General features: G+C 69.1%; 18 protein-coding genes. 8 read left to right on the top strand and 10 right to left on the bottom strand.

Annotated features, from left to right (window positions below):
• Positions 1-13 precede the first annotated feature (13 nt).
• Together ABD240_RS14625 and pdxA are read right to left on the bottom strand one after the other, a co-directional pair.
• The gene (locus ABD240_RS14625) at positions 14-796 is read right to left on the bottom strand and encodes a DeoR/GlpR family DNA-binding transcription regulator (protein ID WP_291796047.1); all 783 of its coding nucleotides are present in this window, start codon (positions 794-796) and stop codon (positions 14-16) included.
• Between the two features lie 77 nt (positions 797-873).
• Positions 874-3,420 (bottom strand): 4-hydroxythreonine-4-phosphate dehydrogenase PdxA, encoded by a 2,547-nt coding sequence (pdxA, locus tag ABD240_RS14620; RefSeq protein ID WP_344338050.1) that lies wholly within the window; start codon positions 3,418-3,420, stop codon positions 874-876.
• A 136-nt stretch (positions 3,421-3,556) separates the two neighbouring features.
• Here pdxA and ABD240_RS14615 point away from each other — a divergent pair, with 136 nt between their 5' ends.
• Positions 3,557-4,537 (top strand): aldo/keto reductase, encoded by a 981-nt coding sequence (locus ABD240_RS14615; RefSeq protein WP_291796050.1) that lies wholly within the window; start codon positions 3,557-3,559, stop codon positions 4,535-4,537.
• Positions 4,538-4,559: 22 nt separating this feature from the next.
• Positions 4,560-5,453 (top strand): dihydrodipicolinate synthase family protein, encoded by an 894-nt coding sequence (locus ABD240_RS14610; protein ID WP_291796051.1) that lies wholly within the window; start codon positions 4,560-4,562, stop codon positions 5,451-5,453.
• A gap of 38 nt (positions 5,454-5,491) precedes the next feature.
• Here ABD240_RS14610 and ABD240_RS14605 read toward each other — a convergent pair whose 3' ends face one another.
• Positions 5,492-6,382 carry a PucR family transcriptional regulator gene (locus tag ABD240_RS14605; RefSeq protein ID WP_344338047.1) on the bottom strand — a complete coding sequence of 297 codons (891 nt, stop codon included), beginning with the start codon at positions 6,380-6,382 and terminating at the stop codon, positions 5,492-5,494.
• A 306-nt stretch (positions 6,383-6,688) separates the two neighbouring features.
• Between ABD240_RS14605 and ABD240_RS14600 the strand changes: the two genes are divergently transcribed.
• On the top strand, positions 6,689-7,030 hold the full coding sequence (locus ABD240_RS14600) for a hypothetical protein (RefSeq protein ID WP_344338045.1): 342 nt from the start codon (positions 6,689-6,691) through the stop codon (positions 7,028-7,030).
• On the opposite strand, the gene ABD240_RS14595 is transcribed toward ABD240_RS14600, so the two are convergent.
• The 5 genes from ABD240_RS14595 to ABD240_RS14575 all read right to left on the bottom strand — a co-directional run bounded on the left by ABD240_RS14595 (position 7,009) and on the right by ABD240_RS14575 (position 12,941).
• Complete coding sequence (locus tag ABD240_RS14595; RefSeq protein ID WP_344338043.1) at positions 7,009-8,085, bottom strand: DUF917 domain-containing protein; 1,077 nt, start codon at positions 8,083-8,085, stop codon at positions 7,009-7,011. The two genes, ABD240_RS14600 and ABD240_RS14595, sit on opposite strands and share 22 nt — an antisense overlap.
• Positions 8,086-8,105: 20 nt before the next feature.
• Positions 8,106-9,233 carry an S-methyl thiohydantoin desulfurase family protein gene (locus ABD240_RS14590; protein ID WP_291796056.1) on the bottom strand — a complete coding sequence of 376 codons (1,128 nt, stop codon included), beginning with the start codon at positions 9,231-9,233 and terminating at the stop codon, positions 8,106-8,108.
• A gap of 1 nt (position 9,234) precedes the next feature.
• Positions 9,235-10,803, bottom strand: a complete 1,569-nt coding sequence (locus ABD240_RS14585; RefSeq protein ID WP_291796059.1) for a hydantoinase/oxoprolinase N-terminal domain-containing protein — start codon at positions 10,801-10,803, stop codon at positions 9,235-9,237.
• Positions 10,804-10,888: 85 nt separating this feature from the next.
• Positions 10,889-12,223 carry a purine-cytosine permease family protein gene (locus ABD240_RS14580; RefSeq protein WP_344338039.1) on the bottom strand — a complete coding sequence of 445 codons (1,335 nt, stop codon included), beginning with the start codon at positions 12,221-12,223 and terminating at the stop codon, positions 10,889-10,891.
• A gap of 13 nt (positions 12,224-12,236) precedes the next feature.
• Positions 12,237-12,941, bottom strand: a complete 705-nt coding sequence (locus tag ABD240_RS14575; protein ID WP_344338037.1) for an aspartate/glutamate racemase family protein — start codon at positions 12,939-12,941, stop codon at positions 12,237-12,239.
• Between the two features lie 189 nt (positions 12,942-13,130).
• Between ABD240_RS14575 and ABD240_RS14570 the strand changes: the two genes are divergently transcribed.
• From ABD240_RS14570 to ABD240_RS14550, 5 genes are all read left to right on the top strand, one after another.
• Positions 13,131-14,165 (top strand): LacI family DNA-binding transcriptional regulator, encoded by a 1,035-nt coding sequence (locus ABD240_RS14570; RefSeq protein WP_291798182.1) that lies wholly within the window; start codon positions 13,131-13,133, stop codon positions 14,163-14,165.
• Positions 14,166-14,403: 238 nt separating this feature from the next.
• Positions 14,404-16,059, top strand: coding sequence for an OPT/YSL family transporter (locus tag ABD240_RS14565; protein ID WP_291798185.1), 1,656 nt, complete (start codon positions 14,404-14,406; stop codon positions 16,057-16,059).
• 67 nt (positions 16,060-16,126) lie between these two features.
• Positions 16,127-18,166, top strand: coding sequence for a hydantoinase/oxoprolinase family protein (locus ABD240_RS14560; protein WP_344338034.1), 2,040 nt, complete (start codon positions 16,127-16,129; stop codon positions 18,164-18,166).
• A gap of 3 nt (positions 18,167-18,169) precedes the next feature.
• Positions 18,170-19,915 carry a hydantoinase B/oxoprolinase family protein gene (locus tag ABD240_RS14555; RefSeq protein WP_291798190.1) on the top strand — a complete coding sequence of 582 codons (1,746 nt, stop codon included), beginning with the start codon at positions 18,170-18,172 and terminating at the stop codon, positions 19,913-19,915.
• Positions 19,912-21,204 (top strand): metal-dependent hydrolase family protein, encoded by a 1,293-nt coding sequence (locus ABD240_RS14550; protein ID WP_344338033.1) that lies wholly within the window; start codon positions 19,912-19,914, stop codon positions 21,202-21,204. The genes ABD240_RS14555 and ABD240_RS14550 overlap by 4 nt, the downstream gene beginning before the upstream one ends.
• A gap of 88 nt (positions 21,205-21,292) precedes the next feature.
• Here ABD240_RS14550 and ABD240_RS14545 read toward each other — a convergent pair whose 3' ends face one another.
• Together ABD240_RS14545 and ABD240_RS14540 are read right to left on the bottom strand one after the other, a co-directional pair.
• Positions 21,293-22,237, bottom strand: coding sequence for a phosphoglycerate dehydrogenase (locus ABD240_RS14545; protein ID WP_344338032.1), 945 nt, complete (start codon positions 22,235-22,237; stop codon positions 21,293-21,295).
• Positions 22,237-23,673 (bottom strand): Nramp family divalent metal transporter, encoded by a 1,437-nt coding sequence (locus tag ABD240_RS14540; protein WP_344338030.1) that lies wholly within the window; start codon positions 23,671-23,673, stop codon positions 22,237-22,239. The genes ABD240_RS14545 and ABD240_RS14540 overlap by 1 nt, the downstream gene beginning before the upstream one ends.
• Between the last annotated feature and the right edge of the window lie 380 nt (positions 23,674-24,053).

The raw sequence follows: 24,053 nt of genomic DNA, 5'->3' as shown, positions 1-24,053 counted from the left end.
AAGCAGATGCCGCTCAGCCCACCGCCTGACCGCTGCGATCCACGCGGACCACCGTGATGCCGCGGTCCGTGAACGGGGCGATCTGCTCGTGGGCCGCGGACTCGTCCGTGACCAGCGTCCATCCGGCGCCCAGATCCGCCCAGGCGTGGAACGGATGCCGCCCCAGCTTCTCCGCATGGGCGACCACGAAGACGCGCTCCGCACGGCGGCTCATGAGCTCCTTGAGCCTCACCTGCTGGAGGGACGCCTCGCAGACCCCGTGCTCCGCCGTGACGGCGTCGGCGCCCAGGAACGCCGTGTCGAAGGTGAACCTCTCCAGTCCGGCCTCCGTGAGCGGTCCGACGAAGCCCTGGCTGATCTCCCGGTACTGCCCGCCCAGCAGGGTGATGTCCGTCCCCTGCAGCCCGGCCAGCTGCTGCAGGGAGGTAAGTCCGGTGGTGACGACGGAGAGGGGCGAGGTGTCCCGCAGCGCCCAGGCGATCTGCGCGGTCGTGGTCCCCGCATCGAGGAGCACCTGTGAGCCCGCCGTGACCTGGCGCGCGCACCACACCCCCATGGCGCGCTTGACCTCGGTGGCCTCGTGCGAGCGCTCCGCGAGCGGACTCTCCTGGTGCGCGGACACCGCGATCACGCCGCCGTAGGTGCGGGCCAGGTCCCCAGCGGCGGTGAGGCGTGCGAGGTCGCGGCGGATGGTCGAGGCCGTGACGCCCAGTGACTCCGCGAGGTCCTCCACGCTCAGCTCGCCCTGCGTACGGGCCAGTCGGACGATCTCCTCGCGCCTGTCACCAGCGTTCATGTGTCACCTCGGAGGCCGGGCCGGGCCCGTGCGGGCACAGCGTGGATGGATGCGGCCCTGCGGGGACCGCCGGGGGTTCAGACGGACGCGAGCGCGGCGGCCTGCCGCATCGCCTCGCTCATGCTTGCAGTGTCGACCTTACCGGTGCCGGCGATGTCGAACGCCGTCCCGTGGTCCACGGAGGTACGGATGACCGGCAGGCCCACCGTGATGTTCACGCCGGCCTCGATCCCGAGGACCTTGATGGGGCCGTGGCCCTGATCGTGGTACATCGCGACGATGAGGTCGTAGTCGCCCCGGCCGGCGAGGAAGAACGCGGTGTCCGCGGGCAGCGGACCGGCCGCGTCGATCCCCTCGGCGCGCAGGACTTCGAGCGCGGGCGTGATCTTCTCCGCCTCCTCGCCGTAGCCGAACAGGCCGTTCTCCCCGGCATGCGGATTGATGGCGCACACGCCGATCGCGGGGTTCTCGATCCCGGCGCGCACCAGGGCGCCGTGGCCGCGGCGGACCGTGCGCTCGACCAGTCCGGGTTCGATCGCGGCGATCGCGTCGATGAGTCCCATGTGCGTGGTCACATGGATGACCCGCAGCCTGGGGGAGGAGAGCATCATGGAGACCTCCTCCGTGCCGGTGAGGGCGGCGAGCATCTCCGTGTGCCCGGGGTACCTGTGCCCGGCCGCGTGAAGGGCCTCCTTATTCAGCGGTGCCGTGCAGATGGCCTGCACCTCGCCCGCCATCGCGAGCTGCGCGGCGCACTCGATGTACCGGAACGCGGCGTCGCCGGCGAGGGGGGAGAGCTCGCCCCACGGGAGGTCCTCCGGCAGCAGACCGAGGTCGATGACGCTGATGCGGCCCGGGGAGGACTCCGCCTCGGCGGGCGTGCCGATGACGGCGATCTCCGCTTCACGACCGAGGACCGCGGCCGCCTGGCGCAGACGCCGGGCATCGCCGATCACCACGGGACGCGCGACGGCGAGCACGGTCGGATCGAGGCAGGCGGCGACGCAGATCTCCGGGCCGACGCCGGCTCCGTCGCCCATGGTGACGGCGACGGTGGGAAGAGCGGACATGCGATCTCCTTCGCTGATGGCGGCAGCGGTGCTGCCGTGGGGGACGGTGGTGGAGGCAGCGCCGGTGCGGTTCGCAGAAGTCCGCTGCCCGGCGCTCAGCGCTCGGTGGATGAGAGTGAGGGAGTGGCGCTCGCCCTGCCCTCCCGGGCGGGTGACGACGCGGCGGAGGGCACGAGCGGCTCGCGGTGCCGGGACCGGGAGCACAGGGTCCGGCAGGGCCGGGTCCGAGGCGAGCCGGCCCTCGGCCGGGACCGCCTCGGAGAGCACAGCACCGGGGTGGACCTCAGCCAGGACCTCGAGCGCGCCGATGTGCAGGCGGTCGAACACCGCGCGGGCGGTCTCCCCGCCGGCCGCGGCGAGGTGCACCGGTCCCGAATGCGCCAGGACCGCCTCGACGAGCCGGGCGAGCAGGCCGGGCAGCAGACGAGGGTCGGCGGGTTCGCCGTCGTCCGTGAGCCGGAGGGCCAGATCACCCTCCCGCAGCCGTGCCACCACGCGCGCGCAGATCCTCTCGAACGCGTGCGCGTCCGTCCTCCAGCGCTGTGCGTGCGAGGCGGGGACCTCCAGGACGGCGGTGCCGGTCTGCGCGCGCAGGTGTGCTGTCTGGCCGTCCACGCGGCGGGCCGCCGTGCCCAGCACCATGAAGACGGGAGTGCGCCCCGGTCCCGTGCGGCTCGGGGCGGCGGCCTTCGGAGTCGCGCCCGCATGCGCTGCGGCTCCGGGCTCCGCCGAGGCCGGGACGGCGGACGGTGCCGGGCCGGCGCACGCCTCGGTTCCTGCGGGAGCCGGTGGTAGGACACCGGCGGGTGGTCCTGCCGGAAGCTCTGTGCGGGACTCCGCGCGCACCTCGGCGTACGCTCGCGCGAGCGCGGCGGAGCCCACGAGGACGGCGTCCGCCGCGAGCGCCAGACGCACGAGCGCGCGCAGATCAGCGGGGGTCTCGGCATCTGCGATGAACAGTCGCGCCGAGGTGCACGGGTGTGCGTCAGCGAGAGGGCGCTCGAGGGCGTGGTTGCGCACATCGTGCAGGGTGAGATGTGCTGACGGTGCGCTGCAGAGCTCTGCGAGCCGCTGGGGCGGAGCGCCGTCCTCCACAGCCCAGGCCGGTGTCTGCGCGAGCGGCACGCCGTCCACCAGCGGTACGCCGTCCACCACGGTGCGGCCCTGCTGCGGCAGTGCGGGTGCGAGAAGGACGGGGCCGGGAGTCGCGGCCAGCGCCGCACCGACCTGGGCGGGCAGGTTCCCGCGCAGCAGCGAGTCGATCTTCACGAGGACCGTGCGCGGAGGGGAGCCCCGGAAGGCGGTGAGTGCGTCGGCCGTCCGGCGGCGCGCGGTGTCCGCCGAGAGGTAGCGGCAGTCGAGATCGACCGCGAGGTCGGTCCCGGGGTCGTTCCGCCCGTGCTTGGGGGCAGTCGCGGCGGTGTCCTCGGCGGCATCGGACGTGCCGTCCGCGTGCAGGTGCACGCGGATCGGAGCGCCCAGGGTGACAGCGGCCTCCGCGGCACCGCTGAGGTCATCCGCCAGCACGAGCATTCCGGGAGGTGTGGCGGGCATGACGCTCCTTGGGAACCGGCTGGCGGGAATGGCTCAAGCCTGACATCTCTGCGTGAAATGCGCAAGCAATTGCACGCTCCGCGCAGATGGTGGAGAATCGGTGCAGCTCGCCCGTTCGCTTCGATGAGGAGACCCCATGCCCGCAGACAGGAACCTGACGATCGAGGGGGCGCCGGTGCCGCTCACTCCGCTGGTGCTGGGCACCATGACCTTCGGCGACACCGTGGACGCCGCGGCGGCGCAGCAGGTGTTCGAGGCGGCGCTCGCCGCGGGCATCACCGGCATCGACACGGCGAACGGCTACGCCGGAGGAACCACGGAGGGCCTCATCGCGCCGTGGGTGAAGGCCCATCGTGACCGCATCGTGCTGGCGACGAAGGCGGGCATTCCCCACGCGGATGCCGGGGAGCACTCTCCTCTCTCGGCCGCGGGCCTCCGGGCCAGCGTCGAGGGCTCCCTGCGCCGCCTGGACGTCGAGAGGATCGATCTCTTCTACCTCCACCAGCCGGACAGGGCCGCGTCGCTGTCGGAGACGCTGACGACGGTGGCGGAGCTCCATGCGGAGGGGCGGATCGGGGCGCTGGGCATCTCCAACTACGCGGCCTGGCAGGCCGTCGACCTGCTCGCCGCTGCGGATGCGGCAGGAGCGCCGCGCCCCGTGGTCGCGCAGAACGTCTACAGCATCCTCGCCCGCCGGATCGAGGACGAGTGGCTGGAGTGCGGTCGCACCCACGGCGTCGCCACGATGGCCTACAACCCGCTGGCCGGAGGTCTGCTGGCCCGGCGGCCCTCGGTCTCGGGCGCGCCGGAGCGCTTCACCGCCTCCGTGCTCGCGCAGATGTATTCGCAGCGCTACCTCTCGGACACCGTGACCGCCGCCTGCGAGGCGCTGGCTGACGTGGCGGAGGGAGCCGGCATCTCGCAGGCGGAGCTCGCACTGCGGTGGGTCGCCGGGGCCGAAGGCGTGAGCGCGCTGCTGCTGGGCGCCAGCCGCGTCTCCCAGCTCGAGTCCAACATCGCCGCGGTGGCGAAGGGGCCGCTGCCGGAGGACGTGCTCGCCGCCGTCGACTCCGCGACCGCTCCTCTGCGCGGCTCCATGCCGCTCTACAACCGCTGACCCTCCACGGAAGGACCTTCCCATGACCGCACTCAGCGGAATCCTCGCAGCGATCGCCACTGCGTTCGACGATAACGAGCAGTTCGCGGAAGCCGCCATGCGTGCGCATGTGCGCAGGCAGCTCGAGGCCGGTGTGCACGGCATCTTCGCCCTCGGCACCAACGGCGAGTTCTACGCGCAGTCCGCGGCGGAGCGGGCCGAGGTGGCCCGCGTGGTCGTCGACGAGGTGGCGGGCGCGGCACCGGTGGTGATCGGGGCGGGGGCGATCACCACCCGTGAGACCGTCGCCATCGCCCGGGACGCGGCCGCGGCCGGCGCGGACGCGCTGTCGATCATCACTCCGTACTTCGCCGCGGCCTCGCAGCCGGAGATCGAGTATCACTTCCGCGCGGTCGCCGGTTCCGTGGACGTCCCGGTCATCGTCTACAACATCCCCGCGCGTACGGGCGTCAACGTGGCTCCGGCGACGCTGGAGCGGCTGGCGGAGGTGGAGAACATCGTGGCGGTGAAGGACTCCAGCGGCAACTTCGACACCATCCTGCAGTACCTGGAGCGCACGGACCGCGAGACGTTCTCCGTGATCTCCGGCAACGACTCGCTCATCCTCTGGACGCTGCTGGCCGGCGGCACGGGAGGCATCAGCGGGATCGCGAACATCTATCCGGAGACCATGGCGGCCATCTACGACCGCTTCGCGGCCGGTGACATCGACGGTGCCCGGGAGGTGCAGGACAGCATCCGGCCCATCCGCAACTGCCTGGCGCTGGGCAATCCCAACACGGTGGTGAAGCATGCGGCGAACGTCCGCGGTGCGGCGGTGGGGCCGGCGCGCGCGCCGTTCACCATGCTCTCCGCCGAGGCGCAGGCTCAGGTGCGAGAGACCGTCGCGGCGGATCTGGCGCGCGGGCTGAGGTGAGATCCGTGCAGGGGGAGGGGCGGAAGCCCTGCGAGGGTTCAGCCAGAGGCTACGGCGCGCAGCGCGAGGTGGAGCGCCAGCCTTTCGTCCCGGTCGTCGAGGTCGACATTGAGTACCTCCCGCACGCGTGCAACGCGAGTTCTGATGGTGTTCCGGTGCACTCCGAGGGCAGCGGCGGTGTCAGTGACGGACATGGAATGGTCGAGGAAGGTCAGGACGGTCGTCCGATGGGCGTCCGAGAGGGTGTCAAGGGGCTGCAGAACCTGCGTTGCACGCGGCAGAAACGGTGCAGATTGGGTCCACGAGAGCAGCAGTGCGGCCGCGCCCAGACCTTCCACCCTGACGAACCGTCTCCCGGCGGGACGGCTCGCCGCCAGTTTGGCGGCATCTCGTGCTTCCGCCAGCGAGTCCCGGAGCTCATTGGCTCCCTGGACCAGTCGTCCTATTCCCATGCTGATCGATACGTCGCGGGAGATGCGTGCGTAGGCGCGACGGAGGGACGTCACACCCGCTTTCACCCGAGCAGGTGAGGCGGTCCGAGGGAACTGCACCCAGCATGCCCAGCCTTCATTACGTGGCACCACAGCTGTACTGAGGTTCTCCGCGCGCAGCCCGCGCAGCAGGATGTCCTTCACTCCGTAGAACGAAGACCCGGAGGTGACGAAGAACGGCAGGTTCGCACCGGAGTATCCGATGCCCAGCTCCGCCGCACGATGTTCGAGAGCACGCGCCTGTTCCTGACCTGAGAACACCTGTTCCAGTATCGCATCGCGTGTGGAATCTGCCACCTGTCCCTCGAGCTGCTGCTCGGCATACCAACGCGCGGCGTGAACGGCTCCGATGCTGAGCACCCGTTCCGCCCGTCGCACGGCATGTGCCGGTGCGTCTGCGTCCATCTGTGCTATCAGGCCGTAGTGTTCGCCGGCCACGGCGAAGGGTCTGGCGACGAACAGACTCCCCTCGGCAGTGCTCATTCGGGAGAGACCTGAGCTTCCTGGCCATCGCGCCGGGATCGAAGGAGGCGCATCTCCGGAGTAGACGAGGACCGGCCCGCCGTCGGCGATGAGGAACACCGGTGCACGGGCCAGCGCGGCCATACGATCCAGCACACTTTGGATCGGCAGCTGGTGGTGCCGCCGCTCCGCCTGTTCGAGTGCGTCGAAGATCTGAGCGTCGTGCAGAGCCGGCTCTGCGAGATGGACGCCCAGGGCCACCGCGAAGTCCAGGATCCGGTCATGTTCTCCGAGGACCTGGACGATCGTCACTCCCAGGCGCTTCGCAAGGTGATCGGCACTTTCTCCCAAGCCACTGTCCGCGGCCGTCACCAGACCTGCGGCGCGGGCATCCCGGATGCGGCGAATGAGCGCGTCCCACCACCAGTTCTGCGCGGTGTTCCCCACAACCACCTGCAGTTCCCCGGTGGAGGGAGCGACCATGGTGCTGCCTGCCTGTACGAGACGTACTGCTGTCACCTGGAGGGATTCGGCGAGTGGTGCGCCGAGGACACAGAAGGAGGTGCCTTCGCCCGCGCTGCGGAGAAGCTGCCGCATCGTCATCATGGCAGCACCGGAGGATGATCGATGCCGAAGGCGTGCGGCCCGGTACCGTGTCTGTAGCCTGCCGCGTTGCGGGGAAACCTCGCGGGAAGCACGAGGACGGAGACCTCGGTGCCCACTGCGATCTCATCGGCTCCCAATGGGGTGAACCGCCGCACATCGAGCACTCCGATGATCGCGGGAGTGGTGCACACCACCTCGCCGTCGATCGACACGAGCAGGAACTCATTCTGCATGTCTATGCGGATCAGACCTGTCCGGGATTCGACGGTGAAGCACCCCGTGGCCTGAGCTCTTGGTCGCGAGAGGCTGCTCACCGTGCCGTGGCCCAGCAGAGTGCCTTCATTCGTCCGCGCCCAGAGCGCAAGATCGGAGGAAGACGAGACCGATGCCAGTCCGAGGCCCAGGTCACGTGCCCGCGTGAGGGTGTGAGGGACCACTGCCTCTGCGAGGCCACCTGTCGCACCCACTGAGAAGCCGAGCACGGCCCACCCCGCGCTTTCGCGGACCAGGGCGCGGATGAGGCGTTCGAGATAGTCGGCATCGGAGCATCCGCGGAGATCCGTCTCGACGCCTATGCGGTGGCCGAAGCAGTCCACGAGCACTGCAGGGAGCGGCGACCGACCACTCAGACAGGAACTGAACTGATCGATGCGCGGGAGGGCCCTGCCCGCCAGATCCGCATCGACGACCGGGAGTCCGAGCTGTGAGGCTGCGGCGACGGCCGTGAGCCCGTTGATGCCGCCCGCCTCCAGCGGTACGACGGCAGCCGGAGCTATCCCCCACCGGGCGAGCTGTGAGACCGCGGCCGCGAACTCGTCGCCGCTCGGCAAGAGCTCCGAGAGAAGCTCGGTGCCGGCACCGACGATGCCGAGGGCGACGGCATCGCCTTCGGCATGTCCGGCGTCTGCCCTGCACAGCGGATCGATCATCTCGATTGCGTCCTCGCAGAAGTAGCGCTCGCACAGTCGCAGCCCTATCGCGCTGTCCCCGCCTCCGCCGCAGCCCAGCAGGCGCGATCCCAGCGCGATCGGCTCCAGGCTCTTCCCGGACAGCCGTCCGGTTCTCGTGCGCACGGCATCCATATCGATCCGGGTCAGTCCTCTCCCACGATGCTTCCTCCCAGGGACTCCACAGCCGTGAATTCATCGTGCAGGCCGAATGCCTGCGGCCCGAACACCGCCAGGGCTTCCTGCGTCCTCATCATGGCAGGTGTGGAGATGCCGATGACCTTGACCCGCTGCCCGTAGCGGAGCCCTTCGGTGGTGATCGGTTCCGCGGAGTCCGCTTCCAGTATGCAGATGAGATCCGGGACCACCGCGAGCAGCTCTCCGTCGGCCTCGGCGCGCAGGTTCTCGTTCTGGAACCCGATTCGCAGTTCGCCTGCGGCCGAGCTTCCGGGCCTGGAGCCGGAGATCCGTGCCGCACCCCGGACGAAGGCGCCGTCGGTGTTCCGCTCCACGTCCACCACTTTGCCCGTGAAGAGGTGCCGCAGGTGTGCGTAGGGCGTGGTGCCGAGGAACTGTGCGAGCCTGTGCAGAGGATCCTCGTTCGCCTCTCGTGCCGTTCGGATCGCCCTGCCCACACCCAGCGCGAGGCTGAGGGTGCGGGGCACCGCCACCCGTTTCACCTCTGCTCCGCTCATGGCGTACTCCGCGATGTGCGCCACCCCTCCCAGCTGCACGGTGAGAGCGCGAGCGAAGTCCTCCATCCGCTTGTTGTCCGCCCCGGTGTCGATGACGGCTTTCTCACCGGCTTCACCGGCGATTGCGAGAGGTGAGCCGCTGACGCCGTACACCGAGAACGTCTCCATCTGCAGCTCCGGAAATGCTCTGCCCATGCCGTCGGCATCGACCACCGGCAGTCCCCGCACAGCAGCGAGCTGGAGCGGGATCATGGAATTGACGCCGCCGCACTCGATCGGCATCGTCGCGAATGCGGTTCTTCCGAGGTGCTCCTCGAGAGTGGTGAGGGCCCGGCTTCCCTCTGTGCCCGCAGGGAGCTTCTCTGCCACCACAGTGGGCGCGCCCATCTGCGCGGTAGGGATGATGAGTACGTCGTCGTCGAGTTCTTCCGGGTCCAGGATCGTCAGCGGTCCGTGCTCCCGGATGGCCTCGGCGACGAGGAGCCGGCCCACATGTGGGTCGCCTCCTCCGCCGGTGCCCAGCAGAGCGGCTCCGCGGGCGAGGTCGTGCAGGTCGTCCAGATCGAGGGTCCAAGCCATCTCAGCGTGTCTCCTTTGCGCTGCGCGGAGCCGTCTGGAGATCCCCGACAGCTTTGATCCTGATTCGCGTGGCGTTGCCTGGCAGATATGGGATCGGCACGTCGTCCTGGTCCACGATCTCCACCGAGCTCGGTGAGGCTCCTGCAGCCACCGCCCTGTCCACGGCCTCCTGCCGAGCCTCGTCGAGCACGTTCTGCCGGCGTCCCGGTTCCACCGCGAAGATGCGGTCCACCTCACCGGAGACCTGAGCGATCGCTGCGCCGACGGCATTGGCGACGGCGAAGTTCTCCGGTCGGATCACGGGTCCGACTCCGTCGAGGTGCTCTGGCAGGAGGGCTGAACCGCCGCCGACACCGACGACCGGGATCTCCTCCGCCGAGGTGCGCATCGAATCGACGAGGGCCGCGGCTCGGGCGGCGATGTCCGAGAGCGCCGCACGGACCATCGCAGGGTCCAGGCCCCGCACCAGGGAACGGTCGCCGATCTCCGCGCGCCCGGCCGCCACAGCGATGTCTGTTGCCGTGAGCACCGAACCGCCGAACACGAGGGCCTCCTGCGGCAGCCGGTAACCTACGGAATCAGGCCCAACACGAGCGCCTTCGGCGAGGTGCACGCGGCTGCCGCCGCCGATCCCGATCGAGACCACATCCGGCATCCGGAAATTGGTTCGCACACCGGCTACCTCCACTGCCGTATTCGCCTCCCGCGGGAAGCCGGCACGCAGGATGCCGACGTCGCTGGTGGTCCCGCCGATATCGATGACCGCGCAGTCCTTGAGGCCGGACAGCACTGCAGCGCCGCGCATCGAATTGGTCGGTCCGGAGGCGAACGTCGACACGGGGTACTCCTGCACGGTGTCGAGGTCCATGAGAGTGCCGTCGTTCTGTGAGAGGAACAGAGGAGCGGAGATCGAGAACTCCCCGAGGACATCGCGCAGTCCTGAGGCGACCTGAGCGGCCAGCCTGCGGAGCGAGGCATTGATGATCGTCGCATTCTCGCGCTCCAGCAGGCCCACCCGTCCGATGCGGTGCGACAGTGAGATGGGCACGTCCGGGAGTTCCGCGGCGAGGATCTGAGCCGCCTGCTCCTCGAGGTCTGCGTTCACGGGAGAGAATACGGACGTCACCGCCACGCTCTCCACGCCGGCCTCGCCCAGCTCCGATGCCAGCCTCCGCAGCTCGCGTTCGTCCAGCGGCGAGATCTGGCGTCCGTTGAATTCGTGCCCGCCCGGTGCCAGGTGTGCAGTGCCGTGCATGGCGGTGCGCAGGCGCTGCGGCCATTCGACGAACGGCGGCAGTGCTGCGGTTGCAGGCAGACAGAGCCGAATGGCTGCCGTCCTGGCCAGTCGGTCCGCCTCGACGAGGGCATTGATGAAGTGCGTCGTGCCGATCATCACTCCGTCGACCTCCTCGGGTGCGAACGGGTGCTGGCGGAGCAGTTCGGCAAGTGCCGTGCGGATTCCACCGGTCACGTCACCGGTGGTGTGCTTCTTGGTGGCGGCGGCCACCGCATCTCCATTCATGAGGACGGCGTCGGTGTTCGTGCCGCCCACATCGATTCCTATGCGCAATGTGGTCCTTTCGTGAGTGTGACTGCTCGAATCCCTGTCTGTCGCGGTGGGCCATCGCTCTCCGGCGAGTGACGGCAGCGGTGTTTCAGATGGTTCGCGCATGCTCTGCCGTGGCGCTGCGTCCAACCTCCCTCACCCATCCGAGTCTGCCTGCGACGACGTAGAGTGCGAACGCGACGATGAGAGAGCTGATCGCGGGGATACCCCAGGTGACGAAGAATCCGATGCCGGAGGAGATCACCCAGATCACCAGTGTCGCGGGCACCCAGTTGGGCTGGGTCTCGGGGAGGATCCGCTCAGTGTGTGCGAGATCGATTTCGGCGCGCCACCGCCGGACCACGAAGTATTCGGCCACCATGATCGCCGCAACTGGCGGAAGCAGGACGCCGAGTGCGTTGAGGAAGCCGGTGAAGTGATCGAGGATGCCGGCTGCGCCCAGCACTGAGCCCAACACCCCGACCACGAGCGTCACCACCCGGCGATCCGCAGTACGTCCGAAGACTGCTGACACGAAGTTGAGGAGGCCGAAGACGGAGGAATAGAGGTTGATGTCGTTGATCTTGATGGTGCCCATGATGATCACGAGGACGCCTACCCAGCCCACGGAGGAGAGGATGATCGTCGTGACGTTGTCGGAATGGATCGCGTGGGCCAGCAGGACACCGATCAGCCCGATGAGATATTCCCCCAGGCTGATGCCGACCACTGTCTGTTTGACGACGTCTGCTGCGGAACGGTTGTACCGGGTGATATCCGAGTTGATCACCGCGCCCACGATGAAGCCGCCGGCAACGAGTCCTGTTCCCGCGAGCAGGCCCACCTCTGGTCCCGGTGGTGGAGAAGTGGCGAGTTCCCAGAGGCTGTGCTCCCGGAGTTCCAGGGCGACTGCCCAGAGCACGAGGACGAGGAAGGCGGGGACGGCCAGGAACGCGACTCGGGCGATCATCCTGAAGCCGAACAGGACAACGGCGGTGATGGCCAGTCCGAAGAGGAGTGCCCACGCCCATTCGGGCATGATGCCGACGGTCGACGCGAGGCCTTGGGCCGAGACGCCGGACTGGATGCCGAACCAGCCGATGGAGGTGATGGCGATGACCGCTCCCACCACGGCTGCACCGCCTCGACCGAAGCCGGTCCAGCGGGCGAGGATCGATGTGGTCAATCCTGTGCGCATCCCGATGATGCCCACTGCGATGGAAACCACCTGCAGGATGACAGATCCTATGGTGATCGCCAGGAACGCGTTGAGGAATGTCATTCCGAACCCCAGCGTGGATCCCAGGAGGAACTGACTCAGGGCGGAGACCTGGCCGAACTTCGTGACGGCAATGGGGAACCAGTGCCGCCGTGCGGAGCCCGGCACCGGCGCATCTGCGTAGTCGCTGTCCGGCTGACTGTTGTCGGGCGGTTTTGTGCTCATCGTGGTTCCTTGTTCAGGTGCGCTGCTTGGGTCGCGGAGGATGGTAGGCACGAGCGCTCGGGCGTATGCCCAGGCGTACCGCCGTCTCGAGGGCCAGGATCGCCGCGCCGGTGGGATCGACCACCGGTATCTCTCCGAACGTGGGACGCAGGCGCTGCTGCAGGCCGGAAGCGACACCGAGCATGCCCGTGCAGCCGAGCACGAAGGCCTCGGCTCGAACACGCGCGATCTGGTCGGTCGCGACGTGCTCGAGTCGATCGAGGAGGAGGTCATGCTGGTCGACGTCGAGAACCGGCATGTCTATGACCCCGACATCCACTATTCGCTGCGAGAGGCCGTATGCCGCGATCTTCCTGTCCAATCCAGGCACGACGTCGGGCAGAATGCTGAGGATGCCGATGCGGTCAGCCATTCCGAGTGCGGCATGGACGGACGGTTGGAAGCCGCCGAAGACGGGAAACGGTGCGATTTCGCGCGCCGCGTGCACGGCCGGCTCTGCGAAGCACGAGATGAAGACTCCCTCGACTCCGTCTTCAACGGCCTGACTGACGGCAGTGAGGATTCCAGGGGTTGCAACGGCTTCGTCGTAGTCTGACTCGATGGATTCGGGCCCATGCGCGATCTGGGCGCAATCCACTGTCACGCCTGGAGAGGCCCAGCTTTGGGCCTCTTCAAGGACAGGCTGCAGCAGTTTCCGGGCGGTGACGGGAAGGATCACTCTCAGGTGCATTCGTCCTCCAGCTGGTCGATGGTTCCGGCTTGCGGAGAAGCGCCGCCGGATGGAGCCAGAGTGTATGGATGGGGCACGCGGAGCGGTATGTGTGATCTGCACCGCATTTGTCCCGCGCTGTGCAGATCGTCCACCGGCGCGGGCGGAGGTCGGAGCCCGCCCCCATAGAATCTGAGCATGGGTCAGAAGGGTCGGGATGCGCGTCTGCGCCAGCCTCGCGTCACCATCAAGGACGTGGCGCAGGCTGCCGGGGTCTCGCCTTCGACGGTCTCTCACGCGTATTCCGGTCGCCGGGCGATCTCCGCGAAGACCAAGGAGCGCGTGTTCGCGGCCGCGGAGGCCCTCGGCTACAGTGCGGATCCGCATGCGCGGTCCATGCGCACCGGCCGCTCGGAGATGATCGGTCTGGTGCTGCGACCGCGCTTCGCGGCGACCGGGGCCCCGGAGACGTCCGAGACCTTCAACCGGCTCGCGGGCAGCATCGCCATCGAGTGCCTGCGGCGGGGCATAGGCCTCGTCCATGTCCCCGATCCGACTCGGCAGGAGCACTCGGCGGTGCCGATGGACGGATGCATCGTCGCTCATCCCTACGCCTCCGACCCCACCATCGACTTCCTCGAGGCGCGCGGCATCCCCGTCGTCTGCGCCGACCCGGATCCGGACCGGCCCGCGCTGCCCTGGACCGTGGGCGTCGACTACAGCACGGGCATGAGGGCGGCATTCGAAGCGCTCGGAGTGGGGCCCGGACGACGGGTCTGGCTGCTGCCGGGCTCGGAGGACAACGCGTGGAACCGGGAGGCCCGCCGTGTCCATGCCCGGTGGTGCGAGGACAGTTCTCTCCGGACGGAGGTGCATGCGCTCAGCGAGAGCCTTTCACCGGATGAGGCCGAGGCGCTCGTGTCACGGCTGCTCGCCGATCACGGCGCGCCGGATGCGCTCGTCTTCTCCCTGAGCAAGACCAGCGGTCCGGTGCTGCGCGCCGTCGCGTCCGCCGGGCTCCGCGTGCCGCAGGACCTCAAGCTCGCCACGCTCACGGATTCGTCCTTCTCGCGGACTGCGCGGCCTTCCATCACGGCGCTGGACCTCAATCATGAGGGTCTCGCCTCTGCTGCGGTCGACCTCATGATGCGCCGGCTGGGAGGTGAGGCGCCGCCGGGGGGAGTCGTCCCTGTGGCGCCCGTGCTGCACGCGCGTGAATCCACGTCGCGCTGACCCTCGCCGTCCCAGTGCCTGAAACTCTCCCTTGACGTGATGGGAGTCACTGATGGAGACTCTGCAGAGTCAAATCGTTTTGACTCGGAGTTTCCGCGCTGCTGCGAACGCAACCGGGTGAGCGGCACGGGCGCGATCTCGCCTCTGTTCCCATGACTCTGCGCCCTACGCGCGGAGGCATGCCCCGAACGCAGGCCGAGCGCGCCCACGGCGGCTCCCCGACGAGAGAGGCCCGGCAATGACAGCAGATGCGAGGTCCGGAGCGGACCAGCAGATACCGCCCCACCCGAGGGCGTTCGAACCCGGCACGCTCGTGCTGACGGTCGTGCTCGCGGCGGTGGGCGCCTTCATCGGCATCCACCTCATCACCCAGCTCGGAATCTCCACCCACACCTCCGTCATCGGTGCCCTCATCGCGATGATGGTCGGCCGGATCGGCCTCTCGGGGTTCCAGAAGTTCCGCAGCGTGCACCGCCAGAACCTCGCCCAGACGGCGATCTCCGCCGGCACCTTCGGTGCGGCGAACGCCATCATCACCCCTCTGGCGATCACGTGGGCGTTCGGCCGTCCGGATCTCATCTGGCCGATGTTCATCGGGGCCGCCGGAGGGCTCGTCGTCGACGCGTGGATCCTCTACCGTGCCTTCGGTTCGAAGTTCCTCTCCGCGCGGAACGCGTGGCCCCCGGGAGTCGCGGCGGCGGAGGCGATCAAGGCCGGGGACCAGGGCGGCCGCCGCGCCAAGGTGCTGGTGGCCGGCGGGGTGATCGGCTTCGTCCTCGCCTGGTTCGGCCTCTCCGCCTCCGCGGCGGGGGTGGCTCTCATCGGCAACGTCATCGCACTCCTGATGTTCGGCCTGGGCCTCCTCATCGTGCAGTACTATTCGCTGCTGCCGGGGCTTGCGGACTTCTCGCTGGCCGAGAACTACATCCCCCACGGGATCATGATCGGCGCCGGAGTCATCGCACTTGTCCAGGCGGGGTTCATCCTCTTCCGGCGGCAGCGGGCGAAGCGGGACGCACAGCCCGTTCAGGAAGCCGCCCCCGATCCGGACCCGGATCCGGCGATGGCGGACACCGTGAGCCCGCGCCGTCTGCGCGGCGGGCTCGGTTCGGGCTTCCTGCTCTTCATCGCGGTGGCGATCCTCCTCGCCTTCGTCTCCGGCATCTACGCGGAGATGTCGATCCCGGTGCTGATCGGCTGGGTCCTCTACGCCGCAGTCGCCGCGTTCGTCAGCGAGCTCATCGTCGGCCTCGCCGCGATGCACGCGGGGTGGTTCCCCGCCACGGCGATCACCCTGATCTTCCTGGTGCTCGGGCTCGCCATCGGATTCCCGCCGGAACCGCTGCTCGTCCTGGTGGGCTACACGGCCTCCACCGGTCCGGCCTTCTCCGACATGGGCTACGACCTCAAGACCGGATGGATCCTGCGCAAGGTGCACTCGCGTCACCCCGGATACGCCGACTACGAGCGCTCGGGACGGAAGCAGCAGTACTACTCCGCGATGATCGGATTCGTCGTCGCCATGGGAATGGCCGCCCTCCTCTGGAAGCCCTACTTCGAAGCAGACCGCATCCCTCCGGTGGCGGTGGTCTTCGCAGACACGATCAAGGTGGGGCTTACGAACACCGAGGCGCTGCAGACCATGCTCCTGTGGGCGCTGCTGGGTGCGGCGCTGCAGGCGGCGGGCGGGGCCACCCGGCAGATGGGCATCATGCTCGCCACCGGCCTGCTCATCGCCGCCCCCTACGCCGGCTGGCTGGTGCTGGGCGCCCTCGCGGTCAAGCTCGTGGTCGTGAGGCTCAAGGGCCGCCAGGCGGAGGAGGACCTGCAGCTCATCGGCGCGGGGATCATCACCGGCGATGCGTTCGCCTCCCTGGGCCGCATCTTCAGATAGCGGACCTGCCGCTGCGCACAGCGGCGGAGAGCACACAGCAGAGAACATCGAACAGAACAGGAAACACATGCAGTCAGGGACACGGATCTCCGTCGACGTGGGCGGCACCTTCACGGACGTGGTGCGGCTGGACCCGGCCTCGGGCGCACTGCGCTTCGAGAAGGTGCCCACCACCCCGCAGGCTCCCAAGCGGGGGGTGCTCCACGCCTTCGGCAAGGTCGAGGCTCCCATCGACCAGGTGAGCACCTTCAACCACGGGTCGACGCTGGGACTGAACTCCCTCCTCACCCGGACCGGGGCGCGCATCGCCGTGATCGGCACGCAGGGCTTCCGCGACGTGTACCTGCTGGGCAGGGCCGGCAGCAGGGTGATGTACGACATCACCTTCCGGAAGCCCGAGCCGCTCGTGCGGCGCCGTGACACCTTCGAGGTCCCCGAACGCACCCTCTACGATGCCACCGTACGCACTCCGCTGGACAGGGAGGCCGCCGCGGAGGTGGCGCGCGAGATCGCCGCGGGCGGATACGAGGGCGTGGCCGTGGGCTTCCTCCACGCCTACGCGAACCCGGAGAACGAGATCGCGATGGGCGAGGTGCTCAGGCAGTTCGCGCCCGAGGCCGAGGTGACCCTCTCCCACGAGCTCTCGCGCGAGTACCGGGAGTACGAGCGGACGAGCACCGCCGTCCTCGACGCGTACATCAAGCCGATCATGCGCCGCTATCTCACCGATCTCGGGGAGGATCTGCGCCGGGCGGACTTCGACGGCAGGTTCCTCATGTCCCGGTCGGGCGGAGGCGCGATGACCGCGGCGGCTGCGGCGGAGCAGCCGGTCAACCTCATCCTGTCGGGCCCGGCCGGCGGCGTCGTGGGGGCGGCAGCCCTGTCCAAGGAGCTGTCCGAACCCAATGTCATCACGATCGACATGGGCGGGACCAGCCTCGACGCCTCGCTGATCCTCGATCACGAACCCGTGCTCCACCAGGGTGCGGAGTTCGAAGGCCTGCCGATCAACACCCCATCGCTCTACATCCACACGATCGGCGCCGGCGGAGGCTCCCTCATCTCGCTCGACAAGGCCGGTGCGCTGCAGGTGGGACCGCAGAGTGCGGGCGCGGACCCGGGGCCCGCCGCCTACGGCCGCGGCGGGGAGCGGCCCACGTTCACGGACGCCGCGGTCTCCCTGGGGTACATGGGCGGCGACCTCGCCCTCGGCGGCGACCTGGTCCTCGACGAGGAGCGCGCTGCACAGGCGCTGGCCCCGGTGGCCGAGGCGCTCGGGCTGTCCGTCCCGGAGCTTGCGCGGGGGGCGGTGCAGATCGCGAACATGAAGATCGTCGGCGCCGTCCGGTCGATCACGGTGGACCTCGGTCGCGATCCGCAGGACTTCGCCCTCATGTCCTTCGGCGGTGGGGGCGGCCTGGTCGCCGTCGACGTGGCGCGTGAGCTGAGCATCCCGCGCGTGATCGTGCCTCCGGGCCAGGGCGCGTTCTCCGCTCTGGGCATGCTCATGGCAGATGTTCAGCACGACTTCTCCCGCACAGCGGTGCAGCCGCTCGCCGATCTCGACGCGGAGTTCTTCGCGCAGACCTACGCGAGCATGGAGGACGAGGGCGGTACAGCGCTCCTCGGAGAGGGCTTCGGGCCGGAGGCGCAGACGTTCCAACGCACCGTCGACGTCCGCTATCAGGGGCAGGAGCACTCCGTCTCCGTCCCGTATCCGAGGGAGAGCGCCGATCCCGTCGCCGCCCTCGCCGCGGAGTTCGCGCAGATGCACCGGCGGCTGTACGGGCACACCATGACGGACCCGCTCGAGGTCACGACGCTGCGGGTCAACGCGGTGGGCGTGGTGGAGAAGCCGGCGTGGCCCGCGGCGCAGGTGCGCGTGGACGGCGAGCCGACGCCGGTGCTCACGCGCACCGTGCACGTGGGGGAGGAGCCGCAGGAGTACCCCGTCTTCACCCGGGAGGCGCTGCTCGCCGGGGACCGGCTCTCCGGGCCCGCCATCGTCGCAGAGCACACCGCGACCACCGTCCTCCATGCCGGTGACGCACTCCGTGTGGGCGGCCTCGGCGAACTCGTCATCACCCTCGGCGCAGAAGGAGTCTGAGTCATGACCAACCCCATCGTCCTCGAGGTCATCCGCCACGCGCTGATCGCGAGCGCGGACGAGATGGCGCGCAACCTCTGCCGCACCGCGTACAACACGGTCGTCTACGAGATCCACGACTACGGCATCGGCCTCCACGACGCCCAGGGCAGCGTCGTCGCGGACTCGCCCGGATTGGCGATCTCCACCGGCGCGAACGACTACGGGATCCGGAAGTCGATCGAGTTCCTCGGCACGGACGCCATGCGGGAAGGGGACGTCTTCATCCTCAACTACCCGTACTGGTCCTCCGCCCACACTCTCGACCCACTGGTGTTCGCACCCGTCCACCACGCGGGGGAGATCATCGGATTCGCCTCGTGCCGCGTGCACGTGCTGGACCTGAAGCAGAAGAACGCGGGCTACGTCCTCGACTCCACCGATGCCTACCAGGAAGGGCTCATGTTCCCGGCGAGCCGGCTCTACAGCGCCGGAGAGCCCAATGACGACGTCCTCAACGTCATCCGCTTCAACTCGCGGATGCCCGAACGCACCCTGGGCGACATCCATGCACAGGTGTCCGCCTGCTGGAGCGGGACTCAGCGGATGCAGGAGCTCGCCGCCAAGTACGGTGCGGACGTCCTCCAGCAGGCCATGGCGGACATCCAGTCGCACGGTGAGCGTCTCGCCCGTCTGGCGCTCGCAGAGCTGCCGCACGGCACCTGGACGGCGGAGGACTTCGTGGACTCCGACGGGATCGATCTCGACACCCCGCTGCGGCTGCGAGCCACGGTGACCGTCACGGACGAGGAGATGGTGATCGACTGGACGGGGAGCGAGAAGGATGTGAAGGGGCCGTTCAACCTCCCCGTCGGCAAGACCCATGCTCTCTCGGGACTGATCTTCAAGTCGCTGACCACTCCGGACTCACCCGTCGCGGCCGGCAACTTCGCCCCGCTCCGGGTCGTCACGGAGCCGGGATCCATCATGCACGCGGTCGATCCGATGCCCACCTTCACCCAGTGGACCGGGATCCTCGCGGGCGAGGTGGTGCTCAAGGCACTGGCCCAGGGCATGCCGGAGCGGATCCCGGCGAGCTCCGGCGGAGACGTCTCCTCCATGATGGGGTGGGGCACGGACCCGCGGACCGGCAGGGCGTGGCTGGAAGCCACCAATGAGGCGATCGGCTACGGCGGGCACCGGGGCGGGGACGGGCAGGACGGCATCATGCACCTCACCCAGCCCGGGTGCCGGAACAATCCCGTGGAGGTGCTGGAGACGAAGGCGCCCCTCTTCATCGAGGCCTACGGGTACGAACAGGACTCCGGCGGAGCGGGCATGCACCGCGGGGGAGTGGGCGTCCACCGCCACTACCGGTTCGAGGCGGACTCCACCGGAATCTGCCTCGTGTCCAAGACGAAGTCCCCGCCGTGGGCGCTGGCCGGAGGCCGGCCGGGGCGTCCCGCGAGCGTGGTGCTCGACGCGGGCACCGAGGCCGAGGTCGTGACCGGTGGCGGGACCTACCCGCGGCCGGCCGGCTCCCGTCTGGACAACCGCACCGGCGGTGGAGGAGGGTACGGCGATCCGCTCGACCGCGATCCGCGGAGGGTGCTCGAGGACGTGCTGGACGGGTACGTCTCACGGCGTGCGGCCGAGGAGGAGTACGGCGTCCTGTTCGCGAAGGACTCCTCCGCCTCTGTGGATGCCGCGGCGACCCGGCGGCGGCGAGACGCGATGAGGCGGGAGCGGACGGAAGGGGCAGCGGAATGAGACAGGGCGACTCGACCCATCCGCGCGCGTTCGGACCGCGGCCCGGACGCGGCTGGAACGCCGTGCTCCGCAACGGCCGCTTCCTGGACCCGGAGACCGGCCTCGTGGTCGAGGGGGACATGCGCATAGAGAACGGCGAGATCGCGGAGATCGGAGAGATCGGTGCGGTCGCGCGCACCGGTGCATCTCCGGAAGACGGGCCCGGCGGGTACGTCGAGACGGACCTCGGCGGCACCACCGTCACTCCGGGACTCATCGACGCGCACTTCCACGCCTATGCGGCCGGGATGGGCGGGATCATGATGGCGACCCGCACCACGAGCTTCGTGGTGATCAACGGCGTGAACCGGCTGTCCGCCGCGCTGAGACGCGGGTTCACCACCGTGCGTGATGTGGCGGGCGGGGACATCGGGCTGCAGCAGGCCATCGAGCGGGGCATGGTGGACGCGCCCCACTACCTGTTCAGCGGCAGAGTCCTCAGCCAGACGGGCGGGCACGGGGACGTGCGTCCGGCGGAACACGACCTGCACGCAGGCTGCGATCACACGCACGAGGTGGTCGACGGGATCGATGCTCTGCGCACGGCGGTGCGGGAGCGGCTGCGGACCGGGTCGCACGTCATCAAGATCATGGCCTCGGGCGGGGTGATCTCACCGACGGACCCGCTGACGGTGCCGCAGTACTCCGCGGAGGAGATCGCCGTGGTGTGTGAGGAGGCGGGGCGCCGCGGCCGGTACGTCGCCGCCCATGCCTACTCCGCCGAGGCGGTGATCCATGCCGTGACGAACGGCGTGCGCTCCGTGGAGCACGGCAACCTCATCGATGTCGAGGCCGCTCGTGTGATCGCGGACAACGGAGCGTTCCTCGTGCCGACGCTCGCCGCCTACGACGCGATGCGCAGGCGGGGAGAGGAAGCCGGCCTGAGTCCGGTGGGGCGGGAGAAGAACGCCGAGGTGCTGGGGGCCGGGCAGCAGGCGATCCGGCTGGCGCGGGAGGCTGGCGTGCGCGTGGGCTTCGGCACGGATCTCATGGGTGACCTGGAGGACGAGCAGCTCCGGGGCATCGAGCTGCAGGCACAGGTGCTCGAACCGCTGGAGCTGCTGCGGTCGATGACGGTGGAGAATGCCGCGCTCATTCAGGATCCCGGGCGGGGGAACCTGGCCGTCGGAAGCGCCGCGGACCTGGTGGCGTTCCGGGAGGACCCGCTCGAGGACGTGAGCGTCCTGTGGGATCAGACTCGCCCGCGCGTGGTCATCCAGGGCGGAGCCGTGGTGTGGGACGAGCGGTGATGGGCACACAGAGCTGAAGGGCGGCTCCTCGTTCGTGAGGGGTCGCCCGCTCTGCCTCCCTCCGGAAGGTCAGCCTCCAGTTGGAAGGTCAGCGCACCGGGAAGCGGGGCTCCTCGCCGCTGAGCACGCGCACGACGTCCTCGACCGCCCAGGTGCCCATGTTCGCATTGGCGACGTCCGAGTACGCGCCGATGTGCGGAGTGGCGATGAGGCGGGGCGCGTCCAGCAGCGGATGGTCCGCAGCGGGAGGCTCCGAGGAGAACGCGTCCAGCGCGGCGAAGGAGAGCCTGCCCGCGTGCAGCGCCTCGGCGAGGGCGGTCTCGTCGACCAGCCCGCCTCGGGCGGCATTGATCAGCGCCGCGCCGCGGGGCATGGTCGCGAGGAGGTCCGCTGTGAGAAGGGGACCTCCGCCGCCGGGCAGGTGGAGGGAGAGGAAGTCCGAGGTGGCCACGGCCTCCTCGAGGGACAGCGGCTGCGCGCCGGCCCCGACGATCGCCTCGTCCGGGACGAACGGGTCGTAGGCGGCGATGCGCATGCCGAACGCGGCCGCGCGCTGCGCGACGGCGCGCCCGATCCGGCCGAAGCCCAGGATGCCCAGCTGCCTACCGGCCAGCTCCGTGCCGAAGAAGACCTCCCAGCGCCCGCTGCGCAGCGAGTCCTCCGCCTCCCGGATCCGGCGGGAGCCCATGAGCATGAGGCCCAGGGTGAGATCGGCGACGGAACCGGCATTGGCTCCGGGTGTATTCACCACGATGACTCCGGCCGCGGCGGCGGCCTGCAGGTCGATGTTGTCGACGCCTGCTCCGTGCTTGGCGATCACCCTGAGGTCCGGACAGACGGCCAGCATCTCGGCGGTGACGGAATCCAGACCCACGAGGACGGCCTCGGCCCCGGCGATCGCCTCGACCAGGTCCTGACCGGACTTGGGATGGCTCTCGGTGCGGTGCTCGAGCTCCAGTCCCAGTTCTGCCGCGCGCCGGACGGGGGCCTCGGACAGCTTTCCGAACGAGGGTGTGAGGACGGTGAGGCGCATCAGGCTCCGATCTCGATTCCGAAGGTCTCCAGCGCGGAGTAGACGCCCAGGGCGGCGATCGCGAGCGAGGAGAACACCAGCATGACGGTGAAGAAGTGGTTGGACCTGAACTCCGCCGGCACCTCGCGGGAGCGCAGGAACCACACGGCGACGACGACGGCCACGAGGAAGACGCCGCTGGCGACCCCGCCGATCTGCACCATGAGCACGGGGGACTGGATGACGAGGAAGCTCAGCGCCCAGATGACGGGGAAGGCCACCGTGAGGACGCGGATGATGCGCGTGCGCGTGGCGAGGTCGTGCCAGTCGAAGGCTCCCAGGAGGGAGACGGTGTTGGTCCACAGGCGGGGCACGCTCGCGGTGGAGGCGATGAAGGTGGAGAACAGCACGGCGAACGCGCCGATGAGGAAGATCCAGTGGCCGGGCTCGCCCATCACGGAGGTGTACATGACGGACAGGGTGGTGATCATCTCGTTGCCCTCCGGCACGAGGTCCTGCGGGTGGAGGATGGCCGCGCCGATCACGTAGAAGGACATCGTGCAGACGGTGGAGATGATCCAGGAGACGAGGACGTCCGTGCGCATGACGGAGATCCAGCCGTGGGCGCGGCGGGCGCGTTCGGCGGAGCCGTCGTCCGGTCCCGTGTAGCGCGCGTATCCCTTCTCGAGGCACCAGTAGGTGTACGTGGTCATCTCATCCGCGCCCACGCCGGTGATGCCGAACATGGCGACGGCGAAGCCCAGGGTGCCCGCGGGGATGGCGAAGCTCAGCCCGCTCATGATGTCTCCGCCGGTGAAGGCGAAGTCCGTGAACGGCAGGGAGAGGGCGAGACCCACCGTGGAGAGGGTGAAGATGATGACGGCGGCGACGGAGAACTTCTCGACGATGCCGTACTTGTTGGTCACCAGGAGAGAGATGACCACGGCGAGTGCCACGACCGTCCAGAAGACGAGGGACGGGGTGCCCAGAGGTTCGCCGACGACGGGGAACATGATGCTCAGTGCGGCCACGGCACCGCCGATGATGCCGCCGCGCTGCAGCACCTTCGCGAAGTCCATGAGGATCCAGAGGAGATTGATCCAGCCGGCGCGGCCGATGAGGCGCGGGCCGACGCTCGCGTAGCCCTCCAGTGCGGGCTTGCCGCTGAGGATCGTCCACTGGGCGAGCTCCAGCTGCACCCACACCTTGATGGCGGTGGAGATGATGACGAGCCACAGCAGGATGAATCCGGCCTTGGCGCCCAGCGCGGTGGTGGTGATGAGTTCGCCGGAGCCGATCACCGCCGCGGAGATGATGAGGCCCGGGCCCAGGTACCTGAGCCTGCCCGCGAACGTGGTGGGCGGCTCGATGACGTCCTGGGGGTCGAGCCGGTACGGGTCCGCGGTGGTGTGCGCCGAGGCCTGTGCCGGGGCGGGGTCCACGCTGTTCTGTGTCATGGTCGGCTTCCTTGCGCGAAATGTGCAGTCCGAAGAGAAGGCGCCGGGACTGCGACATCTCACGCGTCACCGTGTGTGTGTGACGGTACGAGGCCGCTTGCCAGGCTGTTCCGAGTCTGCCACGTGAAGCGCAGATCACGCAATGCACGTGCGCAGTGTGTGCATCTTCCGGGAAGGGAGCGGTTCGTCATGAGCGCGGTGGGATCTGCTCTCCCGCTGCCTGTCCCGCTCGACTTGCCCCTGCACCCCCGTACCCCTCAGGCTGTCCTGGGCCCATCTGCGGCCCGCCTCCTGCGGGGTCTCCCCGCAGCACCCGTGCGCGGCGTCCCGCGCCTGTTCATGCGCGGTGATCCCGCGCGTCCCGAAGTGTTCGAAGGGAG

Source organism: Brevibacterium salitolerans, from assembly GCF_039531405.1.
GTDB lineage: Bacteria > Actinomycetota > Actinomycetes > Actinomycetales > Brevibacteriaceae > Brevibacterium > Brevibacterium salitolerans.
Note: the sequence above shows the minus strand (reverse complement) of the source record. Positions and strands in the feature narration are given on the sequence as shown.

Bases quoted from the DNA above. Each gene is read 5' to 3' on its own strand.
- ABD240_RS14600 (WP_344338045.1), top strand. From the start codon at position 6,689: ATGTTCTCCGAGGACCTGGACGATCGTCACTCCCAGGCGCTTCGCAAG.
- pdxA (WP_344338050.1), bottom strand. From the start codon at position 3,420: ATGCCCGCCACACCTCCCGGAATGCTCGTGCTGGCGGATGACCTCAGC.
- ABD240_RS14560 (WP_344338034.1), top strand. From the start codon at position 16,127: ATGCAGTCAGGGACACGGATCTCCGTCGACGTGGGCGGCACCTTCACG.
- ABD240_RS14580 (WP_344338039.1), bottom strand. From the start codon at position 12,223: ATGAGCACAAAACCGCCCGACAACAGTCAGCCGGACAGCGACTACGCA.
- ABD240_RS14570 (WP_291798182.1), top strand. From the start codon at position 13,131: ATGGGTCAGAAGGGTCGGGATGCGCGTCTGCGCCAGCCTCGCGTCACC.
- ABD240_RS14625 (WP_291796047.1), bottom strand. From the start codon at position 796: ATGAACGCTGGTGACAGGCGCGAGGAGATCGTCCGACTGGCCCGTACG.
- ABD240_RS14545 (WP_344338032.1), bottom strand. From the start codon at position 22,237: ATGCGCCTCACCGTCCTCACACCCTCGTTCGGAAAGCTGTCCGAGGCC.
- ABD240_RS14550 (WP_344338033.1), top strand. From the start codon at position 19,912: ATGAGACAGGGCGACTCGACCCATCCGCGCGCGTTCGGACCGCGGCCC.
- ABD240_RS14615 (WP_291796050.1), top strand. From the start codon at position 3,557: ATGCCCGCAGACAGGAACCTGACGATCGAGGGGGCGCCGGTGCCGCTC.
- ABD240_RS14555 (WP_291798190.1), top strand. From the start codon at position 18,170: ATGACCAACCCCATCGTCCTCGAGGTCATCCGCCACGCGCTGATCGCG.
- ABD240_RS14590 (WP_291796056.1), bottom strand. From the start codon at position 9,233: ATGGCTTGGACCCTCGATCTGGACGACCTGCACGACCTCGCCCGCGGA.
- ABD240_RS14565 (WP_291798185.1), top strand. From the start codon at position 14,404: ATGACAGCAGATGCGAGGTCCGGAGCGGACCAGCAGATACCGCCCCAC.
- ABD240_RS14540 (WP_344338030.1), bottom strand. From the start codon at position 23,673: ATGACACAGAACAGCGTGGACCCCGCCCCGGCACAGGCCTCGGCGCAC.
- ABD240_RS14610 (WP_291796051.1), top strand. From the start codon at position 4,560: ATGACCGCACTCAGCGGAATCCTCGCAGCGATCGCCACTGCGTTCGAC.